Genomic DNA, 19,353 nt, shown 5'->3' with positions numbered 1-19,353 from the left:
AATCTCAAATTTCGAATTTTAAAAACATAATTTATAACAATGGACAACAATCAAAATCCACAAGACGGAAACATCAACATCGAATTAAACGAAATGGTAGCTGCTGGTATCTATGCTAACCTAGCTTTAGTAAACCACTCTCCATCTGAATTTGTAGTAGACTTTATTCAGTTGATGCCAGGTGTTCAGCAAGCTAAAGTAAGATCAAGAGTTATTCTTGCTCCACTTCACGCTAAAAGAGTATTAAGCGCTCTTCAACAGAACATCGCTAACTACGAGCAGCAGTTCGGAGAAATCAAAGAAGTTGAGCCTTTCGTATTAGGAGGAAACAACGTTCAAGCGTAAGATTTCTTTTTACAATAAATAAAGATGCCCTGGTTTTTACCGGGGCATTTTTTGTGCTCAACTTTGCTCAAAAAATGAATATCGAATTTATCTAATTGTTAATTTTCTTTAATAACATAAAAATTTATAGTAACGATACATCAATTTTATATCTTTGTTTTTGAAAAAGTAGAAAATATAAGATATGGTTGATAATGCGTTCGCCGTAAGTAAATTTGGCTTTTTAGGTGCCGATTTTTTATCTGAACTGGAAAAGCACGCTGTTGCAATTGATATAAAAGCAAAAACTGAAATCATAAGAGAAGGGCAGAAAAATAAATTTGTGCCTTTCTTGATAAAAGGCTCTATCAAGGTATTTACCCTTAATGATGGAAGAGAACTGATCTATTATTATATTAAACCCAAAGATAGCTGTCTTATGACATTCTCATCCATTCTCACAGATTATGTCAGCAGGGTATATGCTATTGCAGAAGAAGATTCTGAAGCTATTCTTATTCCCGTTTCCGTAATGCATGATTGGCTGATAAGATTCCCGGAAATCAATAAACTGTTTTATCATGAATATGACCGTAGGTTTTCTGAAGTGATGAATATGGTGAATGATGCAGTATTCCACAGGCTGGATAAAAGAGTCCTGAATTATATCAAACAGCAGATTTCATCCACAGGAAACAATCCTATTAAGATCACCCACCGTGAAATTGCGAGCAGTTTGGGAACTTCCAGGGAAGTGGTAAGCAGAGTTTTGAAAAAAATTGAAAGCGAAGGTGAAATTGCTCAAACCAAAGAAGGAATAAAAGTGCCTGTAAATGAAAATGTTAGTATGATCTAATTTTAATTGTTTGAAAAGTTTATTTCTATCATTGATAAAAACAATTTCAATGGTGACTTTTATCACCTGTTTTTGAATTGAGAACTCGATAAGTTTGTTATATCATAATTTAATTCAAATTGTATATGACGAAAACTCTCTTATTTTTGTCAGTATTTTCTTCAGGTCTTGTCTTTGCACAGGAAGATCTGCTGAAAGATATTGACACGGTGAAAACCAACACAGAAACCTCACAACCCGCTTTCAAAGCCCTTCAGATTGTTACGGGACAATCTACAAAACTGGCTGCAAAAAAAGAATGGTACATGATTGTGGCCCATAGATTTGGAGATATAAGCGCAGGATTTAAAGACTTTTTCGGTCTGGATCATGCCTCAACCAAATTGGGTGCTGTCTACGGTATCTCAGATGCTGTCTCCGTAAGCCTTTCCAGAGAAACGAATATGAAAACGTTTGAAGGAGCGGTGAAATACAGGCTGGTAAGACAAAATGAAAAATTTCCGGTAGATATTGTGGGGTACAATGTAATGGCTGCCAATACTGAACTGGATAAAGATGCTTATCCACACCTTAAATTCAGTGACAGGCTTTCTTATCTTACACAGGCATTGATCTCAAGAAGGTTCAATGATAAGCTTTCATTGCAGCTTACTCCTTCCTTTGTTCATAAAAACCTTTACGAACCCACTATTGAAAACAAAAATCAATTTTTGGCAGGTTTGGGAGGACGCTACAAAATTTCCAAAAGAGTTTCTGTGAATGCAGAATATTTTGTGAATTTCGACGATCACAGTTTTTATAAAAACCCTCTGTCTTTGGGGGTAGATATAGAAACAGGAGGACACGTGTTCCAGCTTTTACTGACGAACTCCCAGATAAATTCAGATATCGGATATCTTACCAATGCCACAGGAGCATGGGGAAAAGGACATATTTTCTTTGGGTTTAATCTTTATAGAGTTTTTTAATATGAAAAAGCTAACATCCTTATTAATATTGTCGTCAGCAATCATACTGACGGCGTGTGACAGCAGAACTTATGAAGAGATTTCTGATAATACACCCATCACAGTACCTGTAAAATATACAGCAGATGTAAAACCTATTGTAGATAATAATTGCATAGGCTGCCATTCTGCGGGAAGTTTTAAACCGTTCGTTACTTACGATCAGGTAAAAAATAACATAGACGGAATTCTGGACCGTATTCAGAGACCCAACGGTGATTCCGGTAAAATGCCTCAGGGAGGATCGTTGTCCGCTACCCAGATCAATATTTTCATAAAATGGAAAGCCGACGGATTAAATGAAAATTAAAAAAATTGATATGAAAAAATTAGCATTATTAAGCGTATTACTGCTTTCTGCCGGTTACGCTTCAGCACAAAAATACAGCTCTAAAACAGGAAAAGTAACTTTTGAAGCTTCAGTACCACTGTTTGATGATATTTTTGCCCAGGATGACACCAATATTGTGATTCTTAACGCAGACAATGGTGAAATGGCATCTGTTTCAACAGTTAAAAACTTTCATTTTAAAACAAAATTAATGGAAGAGCATTTCAACGAAAGTTATGCAGAATCTGCAAAATACCCGAAAACAACATTCAAAGGGAAAATTGTCAACTTTGATAAAACAAAACTTACGACAAGCCCTCAGAAATATACCGTTCAGGGAACGCTTAACTTTCATGGAGTAGACAAAGCAGTTGCTTCTTCAGCCACATTATATGCAAAAGATGGTAAAATCTATATGCAGGGTGGTTTTATGGCAAGACCTGCAGATTATAAAGTGACCATCCCTAAAATGGTTACCAAGAAAGTGGCAGAAAATGTCAACATTGAATACAATTACGTAATGGTAAAACAATGAGAAGTGTAATCTTAATTGTAGGATTATTTCTGAGCTCATTGATATTTGCTCAGGAAAAAGCAAAATCAATATTTGATATTGCCAGAAGCGGAACAGTTCCTGAAGTGCAGGAACTGATGAAACAAAATCCGGATATTATTAATCAGGTGAACGAAAACGGATTCTCTCCCCTTATTTTAGCTTGTTACAGAGGGAATACAAGCGTTGCAGATTTTCTGATTGAAAATGTAAAGGATGTTAACTACAAAAGCCGTGAAGGAACTGCACTGGCAGGTCTTGCTATTAAATACAACAAAGACCTGGTAGAACATCTGCTAAAGAAAAAAGCAGACCCCAATATTGCAGATTCTACAGGATACACTCCTTTATTCTGGGCTGTAAAATCCGGTAATAAAGATCTGGTAGAACAGCTGTTGAAATATAAAGCAGATAAAACAAAGAAAGATTCAATGGGAATGACTCCTTTTGAATATGCATTGCAAACCAATAACAAGGAAATTATTAATCTTTTAAAAAATTGATATGAAAAAAACTCTACTAGTACTTAGTTTAGCTCTTGCAAATTTAGCTTGGGCACAGTTTTCGTCAGGGACGGTAAATTTACCGAATACAGCTATGACGGTGAAATTAGATACAACTCCAGCCGGAGTAACAATTACAGTAACAGGTGACAGCAATTCTATGTTGGGAATTGGTTTCGGAAGTGTGGGGATGGGAGCAGGTTCAGATGGATTTATATACAATTCTTCTACCAATAGAGACTATGGATTTACCGGCCCTATGATACCTCCTACCGTTGATCCTTCGCAGGACTGGACAGAAACTTCTAATACTATTTCAGGATCTACCAGAACTGTCATTGCGACAAGAAGTCTTTCAGGAGGAGCAGGAGACCTTGCCATTGCCAATGCTGCAGGAACAATTAACATATTCTATGCAAGAAAAACAGGTACAGGTATAGGTTATCATGATGCAGGAAGAGGTTATGCAACCTTAACGATGACAGCAGCTTCTTTATCTACCAATGAAATTGCAGCCAATAGCAAGAAAGTAAGCCTATATCCTAACCCAGCAAAATCAACAGTTAATTTCAAGAATTCTGATAAAATAAAATCTATTGATATCTTCGAAGCATCAGGCCGAAAAGTACTATCAGTAAAACCGGATGGAGAAAGCATCAGTGTTGAAAATTTGAGATCAGGAAGCTACTATCTTGAAATTCAGCTTAAAGATGGAACTACGTCTTACGAAAAACTGATTAAAGAGTAATTTTTAAGAAAAAATACACCTAAATAATTAGTAATGAATACCTCTGACTTTTCAGGGGTATCATTTTTTCTTAAAAGGCCTATTTCATGGAGATTGCTTTAAAATTCCTATATTTGTGTAGATCAGAATTCTTAATAAAAGGCAGTTTCTTAGCCTTATAATTTTTACAACCGATGGAGTTTAAAACTTTAGCCAATACCACAATAGACGAACTTTTATCAGTGTTCAATCATTCATTTTCTGACTATGTTGTTCCTTTTCATTTAACGAAAGAGGTGCTTGTTTCAAAAATCGCAGCAGAGAAATTAAATATGAATTTATCGGTTGGTACATTTGAAGAAGGAAAACTCGTTGGCTTTATTCTTCAGTCTGAAAAAATTGAAAATGGGGAGAAAGTTATATACAATGGTGGGACAGGAGTCGTTCCTGAAAGCCGAGGTAAAGGATTGGTGAGAAAAATGTATGATTTTATTATTCCTACCCTAAAAGAACGAAATGCAGATACATTATTGCTTGAAGTTATTGAAGGAAATCATAATGCGGTCAGAGCCTATGAAAATTTAGGTTTTACCATTGTCCGAAGATTGCTTTGCTTTAACGGAAGTATTCAACAGGGTAAAGAAAATGCTGAGGTTTCTATTAAGGATTTGAAAGACTTTCAATGGGAGCTGTTATGTTCTTTCTGGGATATCGAACCTTCCTGGCAGGGATCTGTTTTTGCATTGGAACCTATGCCGGAAAACTATGTGACTTTAGGTGCTTATATTGAAGAAAAGCTTGTAGGATATGCTGTTTATAGTCCTGCAGCTAAAAAAATATACCAGTTTGCGGTAGATAAGAATTTCAGAAACCAGGGAATAGGTACAATGCTTTTTAATTCCATTTCGGATAAAAATGAAGGACAAGCTATAGCATTGAACAATGTAGATGATTCCTCAGAAAACACCAGCCGATTTCTTGGTGAAAAAATAGGACTGAACAATTGGCTGTCACAGTTTGAAATGAAAAAGTCAATTTAACAGATCGTCATTTTATTCAAAAAAATAATAGGTTTTAATATACTTTTAATCTCTTAAACTTTTCAGGCAGAAGTATAGGATGTAACTTTGCGGAAAATTTTAAAATAATGAAGCGAGGAATCCATTTTTTACTGCTGCTAATTTCCTTTACGGCTTTTGCACAACAGGCTAATATTGATACAGCCCAGGTGGTCATCCCGGGGAGACAAAACAGTACAGAAGCCCAGTCTAAGCCTTACGTGATTATGATATCTACAGACGGATTCCGTTATGACTATGCGCAAAAATACAAAGCCGAAAATCTTTTGAAACTTGCCAATGGCGGTGTAAAGGCTGAAGCAATGATTCCTAGTTATCCCAGTATTACGTTTCCCAACCACTGGAGCCTAATTACTGGACTTTATCCTTCTCATCATGGTTTGATAGATAACTTTTTCTATGATTATAAAAGAAAAGAAGGATATGCCATGAGCAGCAAGAAAGATGCTGAAGATGGCAGCTGGTACGGCGGAACTCCACTTTGGGGGCTTGCTGAAAAGCAGGGAATGGTATCGGCTTCTTTGATGTGGGTAGGATCTGCCAGCGATGCAGGAGGAATAAGACCTACTTATTATTATCCTTATCACGAAAAATTCACACCTTCCGAAAAAGTAGAAAAAGTAGTAAACTGGCTGAAATTACCGGAAGAGAAAAGACCTCATTTTATATCATTATATTTCCCGGAAGTAGACGGTAGCGGTCATCATTATGGACCTGACGCCCAAGAAACAGAAACAGCTGTTCATCTGATAGATCAGGCGATTGGTGATCTTGTTCAGAAAGTAAATGAATTAGGATTAAAAAATGTCAACTTTATTTTTGTTTCCGATCACGGAATGATCAAAGTAGATGGGGGTACTCCTTTGGAAATCCCAACTGTACTTTTTGATAAAAGCAGATTCGATTTTTATAACTCTCAAACCTTGTTAAGAGTTTACGTTAAAAATCAGGATGAGGTAAAATCAGTTTATAAAGAGCTGAAAGCTAATAAAACAGACGATTACGAAGTATATCTGGATAAAAAGCTTCCTAAATATTTACATTTTGCCACAAAAGATGACAAATATAACAGAATAGGGCAGATTCTTCTGATCCCGAAAGCTCCAAAAATATTCCTGGAAAAAGGAAAGAAAACATCCGTTGGAAAACACGGCTACAATCCTAAAGTGGTGCCGGAAATGAAAGCCACTTTCTTTGCCTGGGGACCGGAGTTTAAAAATAATCTGGTCATCCCTGAATTTGCCAACATTAATGTTTATCCTTTGGTTGCTGAAGTTTTAGGATTAAAAATTGATCAACCTATTGATGGAAAACTTAAAGTTTTAAAAGAAGCTTTGAAAGAAAAAAAATAGTTAGAAGAAAAAAATATAATTAAAAAGCTTCGGCGCACCTTTGGTGCGCCGAAGCTTTTTTTAACTTTTGTTCAAGACAAAAGAAATTAAAATTGAGAAGAAAACTCTTTAGCAAAATCTTCCAGCTTAACATTTCCTGCTACAGGAGAGCCATGATCGATAAAATCTTTCTGCACAACACCCGTTCTTATTCCTCTTCCCATTTCAACATACAACTTGGCCATATCTTCAGGAAGCCCGGCCTGCAGCATTCCGTTTAAAGAATCTTCATCAGAGAATTCTACCCATGGAAGTTCAGGTTTGCTAACAGAAGTTCCTAAAACCTTTGCAAAATCAGAAGCTGTTCGTACATCGCTCACAATATATCTGATACTGTTTGTATTTCCATCTTTTATCAATTCTTCAGCTGCTGCCTTAGCAATATCAGTAGGATGTACTACAGGCACTTCAATACTTGCGGGATAATTACCACCAATGATTCCAGCATTTTGAATCAAAGGAATATCGTTGAAGAAGTTATTGTAAAAATATCCGGCTCTTAAAAAAGTGAAAGAAGTATTTTCTACGTTGTTATATATTTTTTCAATATTGTGAAGACCTGCTATCGGACCGTTTTCTATCGGAGATTCTGCTCCCACACTACTTAGCATTACCGCTCTCTTTACATTGGCATTCTTTAAAGCTTCAGCATAATTTTTTCCTGCATTGGTTGTGTTTTCCACAATCTTATCCGGGCTGATAGCTGGAGGTGTCATTACAAAAACAGCATCTGCTCCTTCAAATGTCTGGGTTAGAAAATTAACGTCTGTGATAGAACCAATGGCTGGAGTTGCTCCAAGAGATTCAATATCCTGTTTTCTTGCCTCGCTGCTGCTTACTACGGTAATGTCGTGCCCTTCGGCAATTAATTGTTGTGCTAAGGGTTTAGCTACATTTCCTAATGATCCTGTGATTACAATTTTCATATGTAAATTTTTTTGTTGTTTAATGATCATATGCAATCGCTGAATATTGACTCGCATTTATAAACTCATCAAATGACTGCGATTTCATAATAAATATTTTTTTATTTCTGAGAACAAAGTTATATTTGTACTTACTTTTATACAAGTACTTACCCTAAAGTATGTAAATATGACAGCAATCAAAGAAAGTTCAACCATTCAGGAAAACAGAAAGACAGTGCAGGATTGCCCTGTAATGTACGTTATGGAAAGAATTGGCGGATTCTGGAAACCCATTATCCTGTTTAATCTTTCTACAGGAGAAAAAAGATACAGTGAATTGAAAAAAGCAATTCCTGCCGTAACAGAAAAAATGCTGATTCAGCATCTGAAGCAGCTTGAAGCGGACGGATTAATTATCAGAACAGCAAAACCTGTAGTACCACCTCATGTGACCTATAAGTTGAGTGGTGCGGGTAATGAACTGGCTCCTGTTATTGATGCCATGGCAGCATGGGCTTTTCAGGATATGGAAAGACATGATAATAAATGTGCTGAAGGAAACCAATATATTGTGAATCAGGCTCAGAATGCTTTTAGTCAAAATCTGAAAAAATAAAAACAGGCGCTTCAATCTGAAGCGCCTGTTTTCGTTATATTCTGCAAAAGAATTACAGAGATTGCATATCAATCACAAAGCGATATCTTACATCACTTTTCAGCATTCTTTCATAAGCTTCATTGATGTCCTGCATTTTGATCATTTCAATTTCTGAAACAATATTGTGCTCCCCACAGAAATCTAATAATTCCTGAGTTTCTGCAATACCTCCAATTACTGAACCCGCTACAGATTTTCTTCCCAGAATCATAGGAACAGTATTAAGGATAGGCTCCAAGCCTCCCAGGTATCCTACAAGAACATGAGTTCCATTGATATTTAAAGTAGTCACATATGGATTTACATCATGTACATAAGGAACCGTATCAATGATCACATCGAATTTTCCTTTTACAGAATCCATTTGTGCTTCATCAGTAGAGATGATAACGTGATCAGCTCCCAGTTGTTTGGCATCATCAGTTTTTCCGGGAGTTCTTGAGAACAAAGTAACTTCAGCTCCCAGTCCTTTTGCCAGTTTAATAGCCATGTGCCCCAAACCACCTAATCCTACAACAGCTACTTTAGAACCAGGACCTACATTCCAGTGCTTTAAAGGTGACCATGTGGTAATACCTGCACAAAGAAGAGGTGCCACGGCTGCAAGGTCAAGATTTTCAGGTACTTTTAAAACATGATGAGAATCCACAACTACTTTCTGAGAATATCCTCCGAAAGTATGACCTCCCAAATGCTTGTCTTTTCCATTGTATGTTCCCGTGAAACCATTTAGACAATATTGTTCCAGATCATGCTGGCAGCTATCGCAATGTCCGCAAGAATCTACGATACATCCTACCCCTGCAAGATCACCTACTTTAAATTTGGAAACCTCACTTCCTACTTTAGTAATTCTTCCAACAATTTCATGTCCCGGAACTGCAGGATATAAAGATCCGCCCCAGTCATTTCTTGCCGTATGAAGGTCAGAGTGGCATACCCCGCAATATAGAATTTCAATCTCTACATCCTTTGAGGTTACTTCTCTTCTTTCAATATTCATTTCTTTCAGATCTGCCGTGGTAGACTCTGCACCATAGGCTTTTACTGTGATTGTACTCATTTTTTATTTAGTTTAAGTTTAGTTTTACAAATTGTGATATTCTTCATCTGTTACAGGTTCCAGCCACTCTACAATTCCGTTTTGAGTGTTAGGATTGATCGCAATGTGGGTAAATTCACTGTCCGGGCCGGCACCATGCCAATGAATGATACCAGAAAGAATATTAACGAGATCCCCCGGGGTTAAAATTTGTACAGGTTTACCTTTTTCCTGATAATATCCTGTTCCTGAAGTTACAATTAAAATCTGTCCACCGACATGAGAATATCAGTTATTTCTGCACCTGGACTCGAAAATGACATTTCCTATCTGAGAGTTCAGGCTGTCCTCATTGGTTTTCAGAATAGGAACCCACGCTGTTCCGCCGGAGAAATGCTCTGCAGGAGCTTTTTTCCCTTTTGGAAAAATGGTTGTATTAAAAGTTTCCATAACGATACAAAAGTCGAAACTTTTCAGTAAACCGGACTTATACAGATTACCGAATTACTTACCAATTTTACAGACACTATTTCAGTTACAAAGGAAAGTGGTAATTTTGAATAGAAATAAAAATATACTTCATGGAAAATCAGGAGGTTGAAATCTATAATAGTGTCTCAGAATACAACAAAATGGCCAATCATGAAACCCTGCACCCGCTGGTCAGTGTAATTGATTTTTCTAAATCCGATCCTATTTGCCAGCATAAAAGAAAATTTGGTTTTTTTACTGTTTTTCTGAAAGATGTAATGTGTGGAGATATGCAGTATGGAAAACACAGTTACGATTATCAGGAAGGAACCCTAGTTTTCATCGCTCCCGGACAGACTTATGGAATTTATAATAAAGATAAATATATTCAACCTGCAGGTTCTGCATTAATTTTCCATCCCGATTTAATAAAAGGTACCAACCTGGGAAAGAATATTAAAGACTATTCGTTTTTCTCATATGATGTACACGAAGCCCTGCACCTCTCTGAAAAAGAGCGGGAAATTATATTGGAATGCTTTAAAAATATCAAGCTGGAACTTGAACAGCCTATTGATAAACACAGTAAATCTTTAGTTGTTAACAATATTGAATTGTTTTTGAATTACTGTATGCGTTTTTATGACCGTCAGTTCATTACAAGAGACTATATCAATCAGGGAGTGATCGGGAAATTTGAAAATCTTGTTGATGATTATTTAAAATCTGAAAATCCTAAAAATATAGGTTTTCCGATGGTCAACTATTTTGCAGAGAAACTGAATCTGTCAGCTAATTATTTCGGAGACCTGATTAAAAAAGAACTGGGGATTTCTGCACAGGAATTTATCCACAACAAACTTATTGATATTGCTAAAGAACAAATTCTTGATCAGGCAAAAACAATCAGTGAGATTTCCTATGATTTAGGATTCAAATATCCACAGCATTTTACAAGACTCTTCAAAACGAAAGTAGGTATTTCTCCAAGTGAATACAAAACCCTGAACTAAGTTTTTTCAACACGAATACCACTATAATCAGTAGTGAATATTTGTGCTTGTATTCGTGAAATTTGTGTTTAAATAATTAAATTTAAAGAGAAAAGTTTTCACAGTTTTAACGATGACACCAAATCAGCAGAACATTGCTACTTTCGAAACTCGTTTCGGGAGAATTACAGCATTAAAAGAAGAAGGGATTATAAGAGTCCGAAGTATTCGTTATGCCCATTCTGAAAGGTTTAAAAAACCTGTTGCTGTTGAAGCTTCCTTATCTTTAAGGATTATTCCTCCGGAAAGAATTCCGGTTTGCCCGCAGACTTTAAGTCCACTTGTGGAAAAAATGATAGGAGCAACACCTGTAGAAAGTTTCGAAGTTGATGAAGCTACACAATATCTATCCATCACCCGCCCTGAAATTATATCTGAAAATGAAAAACTCCCTGTTGTTGTCTGGATTCACGGAGGGTCTCATGAAATAGGCTGTGGTGATCTTGCTACTGCTGATCCTGCTGAATGGGTGAAAGAGCAGCATATTATTGTAGTCACCGTTTCCTATCGTCTAGGACTTTTTGGTTTTTTAGGTGGCGATGAAAAGAGACCTGCCAATCTTGGGTTGCTGGATATCATTGAAGCCTTGAAGTGGATAAAAATCAATATTGGAGATCTGGGAGGAGATGAAAAAAATATCACCCTTCTCGGGCAGTCTTCAGGCGGTGATGCTATTGCTCATTTAATGATATCAGAAGGTATAGAAGGCTTATTTCAGCGTTTGATTATCCAGAGCGCGCCTTTGGGATTACGCCATAAAAGACAGAAAATGTCTGCAGAATTTCTAAAAAAAACAGAAGTGTTGAAAGATGAAACCGATGTTTTAAAAATGATGGAGGCGTACGGGAAATTTTTACCGTCTGTGATAAGGTATGGATTGAAAGCAGCGATGCCTTTTGGTACCCAATATGGATGTTTTCCTCTATGCAAAGAAGAAGAGTCTGTAGAAATGTGGAAAAAGAATGCGCAGAAATACGATGTGCTGATTGGTTTAAATAACGATGAAACTGCATTTTATCTTAAAACTTCTGAAGCTTTAAATAAATATTTCGGAAAAGGATTGGGCTTGAAAATCATAGATAAAACCGTTGAAAAAACTACAGAATTTATCTACGGAAATCCGGCAAGGCAATTTGCACAAAATCTGGCTGATGCCGAAGGGAACGTCTACCTCTTCAGAATTCATTCAAAATTGAAAGACAATCATATCGGAGCATCGCACTGTATTGATCTTCCTTTGATCTTTGGGAATGAATCAGCCTGGAAATCTTCCGAAATGCTGAAAGATATTCCCTGGAGTCGTATCCATGAGAATGGTAAAAAACTTAGGGCTCTCTGGGCTGAATTTGCCCGTACCGGAAAAATAGCCGATACCTCAGAAAGGCCGGAGATCCTGGAGCTCCGAAAGATGTAACCGCATAACAAGCTTATAAAATTTTTAATTCTAACAAATATCTCAATTGGAGACGCAAATATTCCCTTTTTGTGGAGGGGTGTCGAAAATTCAAAGAATTTTTGACGGGGTGGTTTATGTATATTTACTATTTATTTCAGATTTCACTATGATTATATTTGCTAATCAGGTTGTTAGTGTTAAGATTTCGTCAATAATTGTAATTTTTGACGTATATTTAATTGCAAACCAAATAAAATAATAATTATGAAAACAAACAAAGATTTCAAAGTAAAAAAACTTAAACGTGAGGAGTTGAAAAGTTTAAAAGCCGGAGATTTAAATTGGGGTAAAGTATGCTGCACTTCCAACGAAGATGGGCAATGCTGTGAATGGGCTATAGATATTTGGAATTGCAGATACATTTATTGCTAATTTTCTAATGAAAGAAAGCCTTGTCAAGGTTTTAAACCTTAACAAGGCTCTTATTCGGGGATCCAAACACTTATATTTCCGGCCGGAACAGGGAAATTTCCCCATCCGTTTTCATCAATGATTACCTTTTCTTTGAATCGTTTCAACAGGTCTTTGAATTTTTTTCCAGCGTAAAGCTGTCCCATTTCCATAGGCTTGTTATAAGCGTCTTTATTGCTTAGTACGACAGCACATCCTGAATGTTCATCATCTCCTGTACGAACCCATCCAAGGCAGTTGGCATCCTCAAAATAATCCTGCTGATCACCATAAGCATGCTCTTTTCGAGCTTTTAATAACTCTTCTATTCCATCTACTTTTGGCATAAATATTTCCTGATCATGGCCTCCCCGATCCTTATCCACATAATGGGCACCATATAAATCAGGATAAAAAACACATGGATAGCCATCTTTTCTCAATAAAATCAAAGCATAAGCAAGAGGTTTGAACCAGGGCTCTACAGGAGCCTCAAGATCCTGAAGCGGCTGAGTATCATGATTGGCCACCAAACTTACCGAATGCATAGGATCTGCCTGAGTAAGAGTTTCATCAAAAATTCTCCTGAGATCATAAGAACTTCCTTCTTTCGAAGCATTATGAAAATTATTTTGAAGGGAACTGTCAAAAAGACTCATACAGCCTTCCGTCACTTCAATATACTTCTGAAGCAAATGAAGATATCCGGGAGCCCAGTATTCACCTACAGCAAAAATATTTTTTTCTGAATTGGAACGAAGCATAGTGAGCCATTCTTTATAAAAATCGAACGAAATATGCTTCAAAGCATCCAGTCTTACTCCATCAAAATCTGCTTGGTCAAAATACCACTTAGCCCAGTGGTTAAGCTCTTCGCGTACAAAAGGATTGCGGTGTTCAATGTCATTATACATCAGGTAGTCATAATTTCCTTTTTCATCATGAATCATTTCTTCCCAGTCATCCCCGTATTCAGATTGTATTTTATAAATGTGGGATTCCATACCTTCGGCATAATCTACACCACTGAAACAGGTGAAGTTCCATTCGAAATCAGAATATTTTTTTCCTCTTCCGGGAAAGGTGAATTTGGTATAGGACTCAATTTCGATTACGTCAGAAATAACTTTGTCCCTGTTTTCCTCATCTACTTTCACCACTTTGAATTTTTCCAGTTCGTCACCACCGGCTTTATGTCCCAGTACAATATCTACAATCACTTGTATATTTTGTTTCTTTAGGGCTTTAATGGCTTTTGTGTAATCGGTTTTAGTGCCATATTTGGTAGGAATAGTTCCCTTTTGGTCAAATTCTCCAAGGTCATAGAGGTCATAAGCATCATATCCGGTAGAGTAACCGCCATTTGTCCCTTTGTAGGCAGGAGGGAACCATACAGAAGTAATCCCCAGTTTAGCTAAATATCTGGCCTGTTTTTCGGCTTCTTTCCACAACTTTCCGTCTCCTTCAGAATACCAGTGAAAAAACTGAATCATGGTTGGGTTCATAAATTTGCTGATTTGGTAGATACAAGTTAGCGAAAATATATGATCTACTCATTTTCAAATTCTTCAAACGGGATTTTTAGTTGAACGGAAACTTGTTTTTTTTCTTCCGTATTGAGGTGGGAGAGAGACAGCCCCAGAAGACGTACAGCCTTATCGAAAGGGCGGAGCTCCCAGAGTTTTCTTCCCGTATTAAAGTACTGTTCCGGTGATGAGAAATAATCTTCCCTCGTTATACTTCTTGTGAAAAGAGAAAAATCTTTATATTTTATTTTTAACGTTAAAGTTCTTCCGAGAATATTATTTTTCTGTAATCTCTGATGAAGTTCCTGTCCGAGACTTTCCAGTTTTTCATTGATCTGCTGCTCATCCAGAAGATCCTCAAAAAAAGTTCTTTCTACGGCTACACTTTTCTGGATCCGATGAGGTTTTACTTCAGAAGTATGAATGCCGCGTACCACATTGTAATAATGGTTTCCAGATTTTCCGAAAAGCCTTACCAGATCTTCAAGTGATTTCTTTTTTAAATCTTTTCCTTTATAAATTCCCAAGCTAAACATTTTATTAGCGGTAACTTTTCCAACCCCATAAAACTTTTCTACAGGCAATTCTTCCAGGAAGTGTTCCATTTTATCAGGGTGAATGGTTTTCTGGCCATTCGGTTTGTTGATATCGGAAGCTACTTTAGCCAAAAATTTATTAACTGAAATTCCCGCAGAAGCAGTCAATCCTGTCTGTTCAAAAATTTTCTGACGGATTTCTTTGGCGATCAGGTTGGCAGATTCCATTCCTTTTTTATTTTCAGTGACATCCAGATAAGCTTCATCCAGAGAAAGGGGTTCTACCAGATCAGTATATTCATAGAAAATTTCCCGGATCTTTTTTGAGATTTCTTTATATCTGGCAAATCGGGGAGGAACAAAAATAAGATGTGGACATTTTTCTTTTGCAGTCTTGCTGGGCATTGCAGAGCGTACACCATATTTTCTGGCTTCATAGCTTGCCGCAGCCACTACACCACGATGTTGCCCTCCAACTGCAATAGGTTTGCCCTTCAATGTCGGATTATCATGCTGCTCCACAGAAGCATAGAATGCGTCCATGTCAACATGAATAATTTTACGAAGTGGCAAAGAAAAATCCATATGCAAAGATATGGATTCCTTTATTTATGGTAAATTATTCTCGTTAGGATTTCAATCTCATCATGAGAATATGAGGTTCAAAATCGGCCTTTTCATAAGCTTTTATAGCAGATTCATTTTGAGCGTATACTTCCAGCCTTACTTCATCAATGCCTCTTGATTTTGACCAGACAATCAGCTCATCAGTGATCACTTTATTGATTCCTTTTCCTCTGTGTTCCGGTTTTACGTACATAAAACCCAGATAAGCATAGCTTTCAAACTGATTATAATATTTTTCTGATTTTTTAATCAGGGCATAGCCCGATGCAATGACCTCATTATTCTCTTCGGCAACAATTACAGTAGCGTCTGGAGACTGCATAAGGCTGTTTAAATCATAATAATGAATTTCTCCTTCAATAAGTGTACTGTTGAATGGTCTTTCTGCAGCAATTACTCCCTGTTCAAACTCTAAAAGAATTTCCAGGTCCTTTTCTGTAGCTTCTCTTGTAATCATGGTATTAAGATAACTGAAACTTTCAATAGAGTAAAGTTTCTGTATTTTTTGTGATTAAAAATTATTTTAAAAGATTGTTGATCGTTTGTTGAAGTTCAGGATCTTCAGGAGATATCGCGTAATATTTTGCAATAGAAGATTTCTGATCGATCACCATATATCTTGGGATCCAGTTAAGATCTACATAATTATTAAAATCATTTTTCCATCCTGAAGCGAACCAATAATTTTCTTTGTCTTTCATATCAAATCTATCAAGGCTTTTTTCAAATCCTTCTTTTGAACGGTCTAATGATAGAAATACAAAATCAATATTCTTATTATTTTCTTCTAATTCCTTAGCTTTTGGAAGGGCATTTAAGCAATCTCTACACCATCCTGCCCAAAAATCAATGACTAAAACTTTTCCTTTATGCTGATCAAGAATCTGCTGGATGCTAATGGTTTTTCCATCTTCATCTTCCAGTTTCTGCTGTAAAGCTTCTTTTGAAAATCCTGTTTTAAGAACGGCAGGAACTTTTTGTGAATAACTTATTCCAAAAATACCTATCATTAAAATTAATATCAACTTTCTCATTTTATACAATTTCATTTGTACAAATCTAAACAATGAATTGCAATCTGAGATTGATTTTTGTTGAATTAGTAAAAATTTATAATATTGATGGTTTCTATAGGGTATGAGGGGGGAATATGTAAACTACCTCTTCAAAAATTCTTTGAATTTTTCGCCATCCTCCCGTGGGAGAGGAATATGACGTCTTCAGTTATATTAGTTGTTAAATATTTTTACTGATAGTTTTTAATCAAACCTTTCACAACGGCAATTACATTGGGCATTGCTTTATTGGCTGCATTTAAAACTTCTTCGTGAGAAACAGCCAAAGCAATATCCGGTCCGCCAAGGTCTGTGATGACCGAAATACAGAATGCATCCATTCCCATATGTCTGGCAACAATAACTTCCGGAACGGTACTCATGCCTACCATATCTCCGCCAATGGCTTTTATCATACCATATTCAGCTGGAGTTTCAAAAGTTGGTCCTTGCAAGGCAACGTAAACTCCCTGATGGATCTTGATATGATGATCTGCTGCAGCCTGTTCTGCTGTGGCAATCATTTTTTTGTTGTAAGGTTCGCTCATGTCCACAAAACGCGGTCCAAGCTCGTCTATATTTTTTCCACGGAGCGGATGCTCAGGCATCATGTTGATATGGTCTTTCAGAATAACAATATCTGCAACGCTGTAAGCAGGATTTACGCCGCCGCACGCATTGGAAAGAATAAGATTTTGAATACCCAATACATGAAAAACTCTCACAGGGAAAGTTACGGTTTCCATAGAGTGCCCTTCGTAATAATGAAAACGGCCGTTCATCATCAGAACTTTTTTCCCTTCCAATATTCCATACACAAGCTTTCCGGTATGTCCGGCAACGGTAGTTTGTGGAAAATGGGGAATGTCTTTGTACTCTAAAACGTGGATCGGTTCTACTTCATTTTGTAATTTCCCCAATCCGGATCCTAAAACAACTGCAAAATCAGGAGTTTCCTGAATAATATTTTTAATAAAATCAGCAGTCTCTTTAATTTTTTCTAACATAATCTAAGATGATTTGATTGAATTCTTCTTTCTTATCAATCAATACATTGATAGGCCAGTAGTAAACAATATCTCTAAGATAGTCAAAAGTTTTCAGACGAACGTAATCTTTCTCTGTGGTTAATATCAGTTTATATTCTCCTAATTTTTTATACTCGGCAAGGATTTTTTTAATATCATCATCCGTGAAATTATGATGATCTCTGAACTTTAAATGTTTCACCCTTTTTGAGAATTTTGCCAGATGTTCCAGAAGCGGTTTAGGATTGGCAATTCCGGTGATCAGTAAAATATCATAATAATTCAGGTTGTTATCCGGCAGCATTTTCTCTTTTCCGTATACATTTTCGTCATAACCAATGGATGAAAAGAAAACTTTCTGCCCGTAAGAAGGTCTTATTCTTGAGATATAATACCTTTTTGTTTCCTCAGTAAGTTCGTCAGGACATTTGCTGACCATAATGATGTCCGCTCTTTTATATCCTGCTCTTGATTCTCTCAGATCTCCGGCAGGAAGTATATAATCTTTAAAAAAAGGATCATTAAAATCAGTCATCAGAATGTTGAATCCTGCCTTAATAGCTCTGTGCTGCAAGGCATCATCCAGTACCAGAACCTGAAGGTCCATATCTTCAATTACTTTTTTAGCGCCGGGCACACGTTCTTCTGAAACGGCAATGACAAATCGGTTTTTGAAACGTTCAAAAAGCTGCATCGCTTCATCGCCCACCATTTTGTAGTTGCTTTCATAATTGGTTACTTCATAGCCTTTTGTAAGCCTTCCATAACCTCGTGAAAGTACTCCGGTTCTGTAATGTTTGGATAGATATTGAGCAAGATACATCACCATGGGTGACTTTCCGCTGCCGCCCACAGAAAGGTTTCCGACATTGATTATCGGAGTTTTGAATTTTGTTGACTTAAAAATTCCCAGATCATACATTGTGTTCCGGATACCCGTTGCCAAATGATAACCGAGGGAAAAAGGATAAAGGTACCATCTTTTCATACGATTGCAAAAATAGGAATTTTCATAAGGATTTGGTATAATATTCTTGAAGACTTTTCAATAAATATTTCGTTAAATTAAAGTATTTTTGTGGAGTTATTAGATTACATTGAGATACTTTATAGAATTTTCTTACAATGGAAAGAATTATTTCGGCTACCAGATACAGCCGGATGCCATTTCTGTACAGGAAGAACTGGAAAAAGCACTTTCCACAATTTTAAGGGAAGAGATTAAAACGACAGGAGCGGGAAGAACCGATACAGGAGTTCACGCCAAGAAAATATTTGCTCATTTTGATACGGAAAAAGAAGTGAACGATCAGCTTCCACGCAGGCTGAACGGCTTTCTTCCACCTGATATTTCCATTAAAAGGATTTTTCAGGTAAAGGATGATTTTCATGCCCGTTTTGATGCGACCTACAGAACCTATGAATATTATATCTCGCTGGAAAAAAATCCGTTCACCCAGGAATCTGCCTGGCAGCACTGGAAAAGGAATCTTGATATTGATAGAATGAACGAAGCCTGCAAAATTCTTTTTGAATATGAAGATTTTACCAGTTTTGCCAAATTAAAAACCGACAACAAAACCAATATCTGCAAAGTGTATAAAGCAGAATGGGAACAGAACGGAACGGAATTGAAATTCACCGTTTCAGCTAATCGTTTTTTGAGAAATATGGTTCGCGCCATTGTAGGAACAATGATAGAAATAGGAACCGGAAAACTGAAACCGGAAGATCTTCGTACAGTGATTGAAGATAAAAACCGAAATTCTGCCGGAACTTCAGCGCCAGGACACGGGTTGTATCTGGTGGATGTGGGCTATGAATTTAGATAAC

The 19,353-nt window shown here is 36.8% G+C and carries 22 protein-coding genes and 1 pseudogene; 13 read left to right on the top strand and 10 right to left on the bottom strand.

The features are described 5' to 3' along the window. The first annotated feature begins 39 nt into the window (after positions 1 to 39). From AC57AW_RS22995 to AC57AW_RS22955, 9 genes are all read left to right on the top strand, one after another. Positions 40 to 345 carry a DUF3467 domain-containing protein gene (locus tag AC57AW_RS22995; protein WP_027375539.1) on the top strand — a complete coding sequence of 102 codons (306 nt, stop codon included), beginning with the start codon at positions 40 to 42 and terminating at the stop codon, positions 343 to 345. Positions 346 to 529: 184 nt separating this feature from the next. Then, positions 530 to 1,180, top strand: a complete 651-nt coding sequence (locus AC57AW_RS22990) for a Crp/Fnr family transcriptional regulator (protein ID WP_496353737.1) — start codon at positions 530 to 532, stop codon at positions 1,178 to 1,180. 125 nt (positions 1,181 to 1,305) lie between these two features. Further along, positions 1,306 to 2,148, top strand: a complete 843-nt coding sequence (locus tag AC57AW_RS22985; RefSeq protein WP_318846416.1) for a DUF5777 family beta-barrel protein — start codon at positions 1,306 to 1,308, stop codon at positions 2,146 to 2,148. A 1-nt stretch (position 2,149) separates the two neighbouring features. Next, positions 2,150 to 2,497, top strand: coding sequence for a hypothetical protein (locus AC57AW_RS22980; protein WP_496353736.1), 348 nt, complete (start codon positions 2,150 to 2,152; stop codon positions 2,495 to 2,497). Positions 2,498 to 2,507: 10 nt separating this feature from the next. Then, positions 2,508 to 3,053, top strand: a complete 546-nt coding sequence (locus AC57AW_RS22975; protein ID WP_318846418.1) for a YceI family protein — start codon at positions 2,508 to 2,510, stop codon at positions 3,051 to 3,053. Next, the gene (locus AC57AW_RS22970; RefSeq protein ID WP_318846419.1) at positions 3,050 to 3,574 is read left to right on the top strand and encodes an ankyrin repeat domain-containing protein; all 525 of its coding nucleotides are present in this window, start codon (positions 3,050 to 3,052) and stop codon (positions 3,572 to 3,574) included. Before AC57AW_RS22975 ends, AC57AW_RS22970 begins: the two co-directional genes overlap by 4 nt. 1 nt (position 3,575) lies before the next feature. Beyond that, positions 3,576 to 4,322 (top strand): T9SS type A sorting domain-containing protein, encoded by a 747-nt coding sequence (locus AC57AW_RS22965; protein ID WP_496353735.1) that lies wholly within the window; start codon positions 3,576 to 3,578, stop codon positions 4,320 to 4,322. Positions 4,323 to 4,495: 173 nt separating this feature from the next. Beyond that, entirely contained in the window at positions 4,496 to 5,341 is an 846-nt protein-coding gene (locus AC57AW_RS22960) for a GNAT family N-acetyltransferase (protein ID WP_496353734.1), read from the top strand. Positions 5,342 to 5,448: 107 nt separating this feature from the next. Continuing rightward, entirely contained in the window at positions 5,449 to 6,732 is a 1,284-nt protein-coding gene (locus AC57AW_RS22955; RefSeq protein ID WP_496353733.1) for an alkaline phosphatase family protein, read from the top strand. A gap of 86 nt (positions 6,733 to 6,818) precedes the next feature. Here the strand turns inward: AC57AW_RS22955 and AC57AW_RS22950 are convergent, their stop codons facing one another. Further along, entirely contained in the window at positions 6,819 to 7,697 is an 879-nt protein-coding gene (locus tag AC57AW_RS22950; RefSeq protein WP_496353732.1) for an NAD(P)H-binding protein, read from the bottom strand. A gap of 169 nt (positions 7,698 to 7,866) precedes the next feature. On the opposite strand from AC57AW_RS22950, the gene AC57AW_RS22945 reads away from it, so the two are divergent. Next, on the top strand, positions 7,867 to 8,295 hold the full coding sequence (locus tag AC57AW_RS22945) for a winged helix-turn-helix transcriptional regulator (protein WP_496353731.1): 429 nt from the start codon (positions 7,867 to 7,869) through the stop codon (positions 8,293 to 8,295). Between the two features lie 52 nt (positions 8,296 to 8,347). Here AC57AW_RS22945 and AC57AW_RS22940 read toward each other — a convergent pair whose 3' ends face one another. From AC57AW_RS22940 to AC57AW_RS22930, 3 genes and pseudogenes are all read right to left on the bottom strand, one after another. Next, a complete protein-coding gene (locus AC57AW_RS22940; protein ID WP_496353730.1) occupies positions 8,348 to 9,400 on the bottom strand; it encodes an NAD(P)-dependent alcohol dehydrogenase in 1,053 nt (350 codons plus the stop codon). A gap of 24 nt (positions 9,401 to 9,424) precedes the next feature. Continuing rightward, positions 9,425 to 9,649: pseudogene (locus AC57AW_RS22935) on the bottom strand (cupin domain-containing protein); the annotation flags it as partial. Positions 9,650 to 9,667: 18 nt separating this feature from the next. After that, entirely contained in the window at positions 9,668 to 9,829 is a 162-nt protein-coding gene (locus AC57AW_RS22930; RefSeq protein ID WP_496353729.1) for a hypothetical protein, read from the bottom strand. A 131-nt stretch (positions 9,830 to 9,960) separates the two neighbouring features. Between AC57AW_RS22930 and AC57AW_RS22925 the strand changes: the two genes are divergently transcribed. Both AC57AW_RS22925 and AC57AW_RS22920 read left to right on the top strand, forming a co-directional pair. Next, on the top strand, positions 9,961 to 10,863 hold the full coding sequence (locus AC57AW_RS22925; protein ID WP_496353728.1) for a helix-turn-helix domain-containing protein: 903 nt from the start codon (positions 9,961 to 9,963) through the stop codon (positions 10,861 to 10,863). A gap of 112 nt (positions 10,864 to 10,975) precedes the next feature. Beyond that, positions 10,976 to 12,316 (top strand): carboxylesterase family protein, encoded by a 1,341-nt coding sequence (locus AC57AW_RS22920; protein ID WP_496353727.1) that lies wholly within the window; start codon positions 10,976 to 10,978, stop codon positions 12,314 to 12,316. Positions 12,317 to 12,780: 464 nt separating this feature from the next. Here the strand turns inward: AC57AW_RS22920 and AC57AW_RS22915 are convergent, their stop codons facing one another. The 6 genes from AC57AW_RS22915 to lpxK form a co-directional block, all read right to left on the bottom strand. Then, on the bottom strand, positions 12,781 to 14,253 hold the full coding sequence (locus AC57AW_RS22915; RefSeq protein WP_496353726.1) for an alpha-amylase: 1,473 nt from the start codon (positions 14,251 to 14,253) through the stop codon (positions 12,781 to 12,783). A 44-nt stretch (positions 14,254 to 14,297) separates the two neighbouring features. Then, positions 14,298 to 15,395, bottom strand: coding sequence for a DNA polymerase IV (gene dinB / locus AC57AW_RS22910; RefSeq protein WP_496353725.1), 1,098 nt, complete (start codon positions 15,393 to 15,395; stop codon positions 14,298 to 14,300). Between the two features lie 43 nt (positions 15,396 to 15,438). Further along, entirely contained in the window at positions 15,439 to 15,894 is a 456-nt protein-coding gene (locus AC57AW_RS22905) for a GNAT family N-acetyltransferase (RefSeq protein ID WP_496353724.1), read from the bottom strand. A gap of 61 nt (positions 15,895 to 15,955) precedes the next feature. Beyond that, positions 15,956 to 16,471: a TlpA family protein disulfide reductase gene (locus AC57AW_RS22900; RefSeq protein ID WP_318846431.1), complete on the bottom strand. Its 516-nt coding sequence runs from the start codon at positions 16,469 to 16,471 to the stop codon at positions 15,956 to 15,958. A 212-nt stretch (positions 16,472 to 16,683) separates the two neighbouring features. Next, positions 16,684 to 17,499: a purine-nucleoside phosphorylase gene (locus AC57AW_RS22895; RefSeq protein WP_496353723.1), complete on the bottom strand. Its 816-nt coding sequence runs from the start codon at positions 17,497 to 17,499 to the stop codon at positions 16,684 to 16,686. Continuing rightward, positions 17,483 to 18,508: a tetraacyldisaccharide 4'-kinase gene (gene lpxK, locus AC57AW_RS22890; protein ID WP_318846433.1), complete on the bottom strand. Its 1,026-nt coding sequence runs from the start codon at positions 18,506 to 18,508 to the stop codon at positions 17,483 to 17,485. Before lpxK ends, AC57AW_RS22895 begins: the two co-directional genes overlap by 17 nt. Before the next feature lie 109 nt (positions 18,509 to 18,617). Between lpxK and truA the strand changes: the two genes are divergently transcribed. Then, the gene (gene truA, locus AC57AW_RS22885; RefSeq protein ID WP_496353722.1) at positions 18,618 to 19,352 is read left to right on the top strand and encodes a tRNA pseudouridine(38-40) synthase TruA; all 735 of its coding nucleotides are present in this window, start codon (positions 18,618 to 18,620) and stop codon (positions 19,350 to 19,352) included. Position 19,353 lies beyond the last annotated feature (1 nt).

The organism is Chryseobacterium sp. BGA-UO-ETr-SB22 (genome assembly GCF_059567885.1).
Note: the sequence above shows the minus strand (reverse complement) of the source record. Positions and strands in the feature narration are given on the sequence as shown.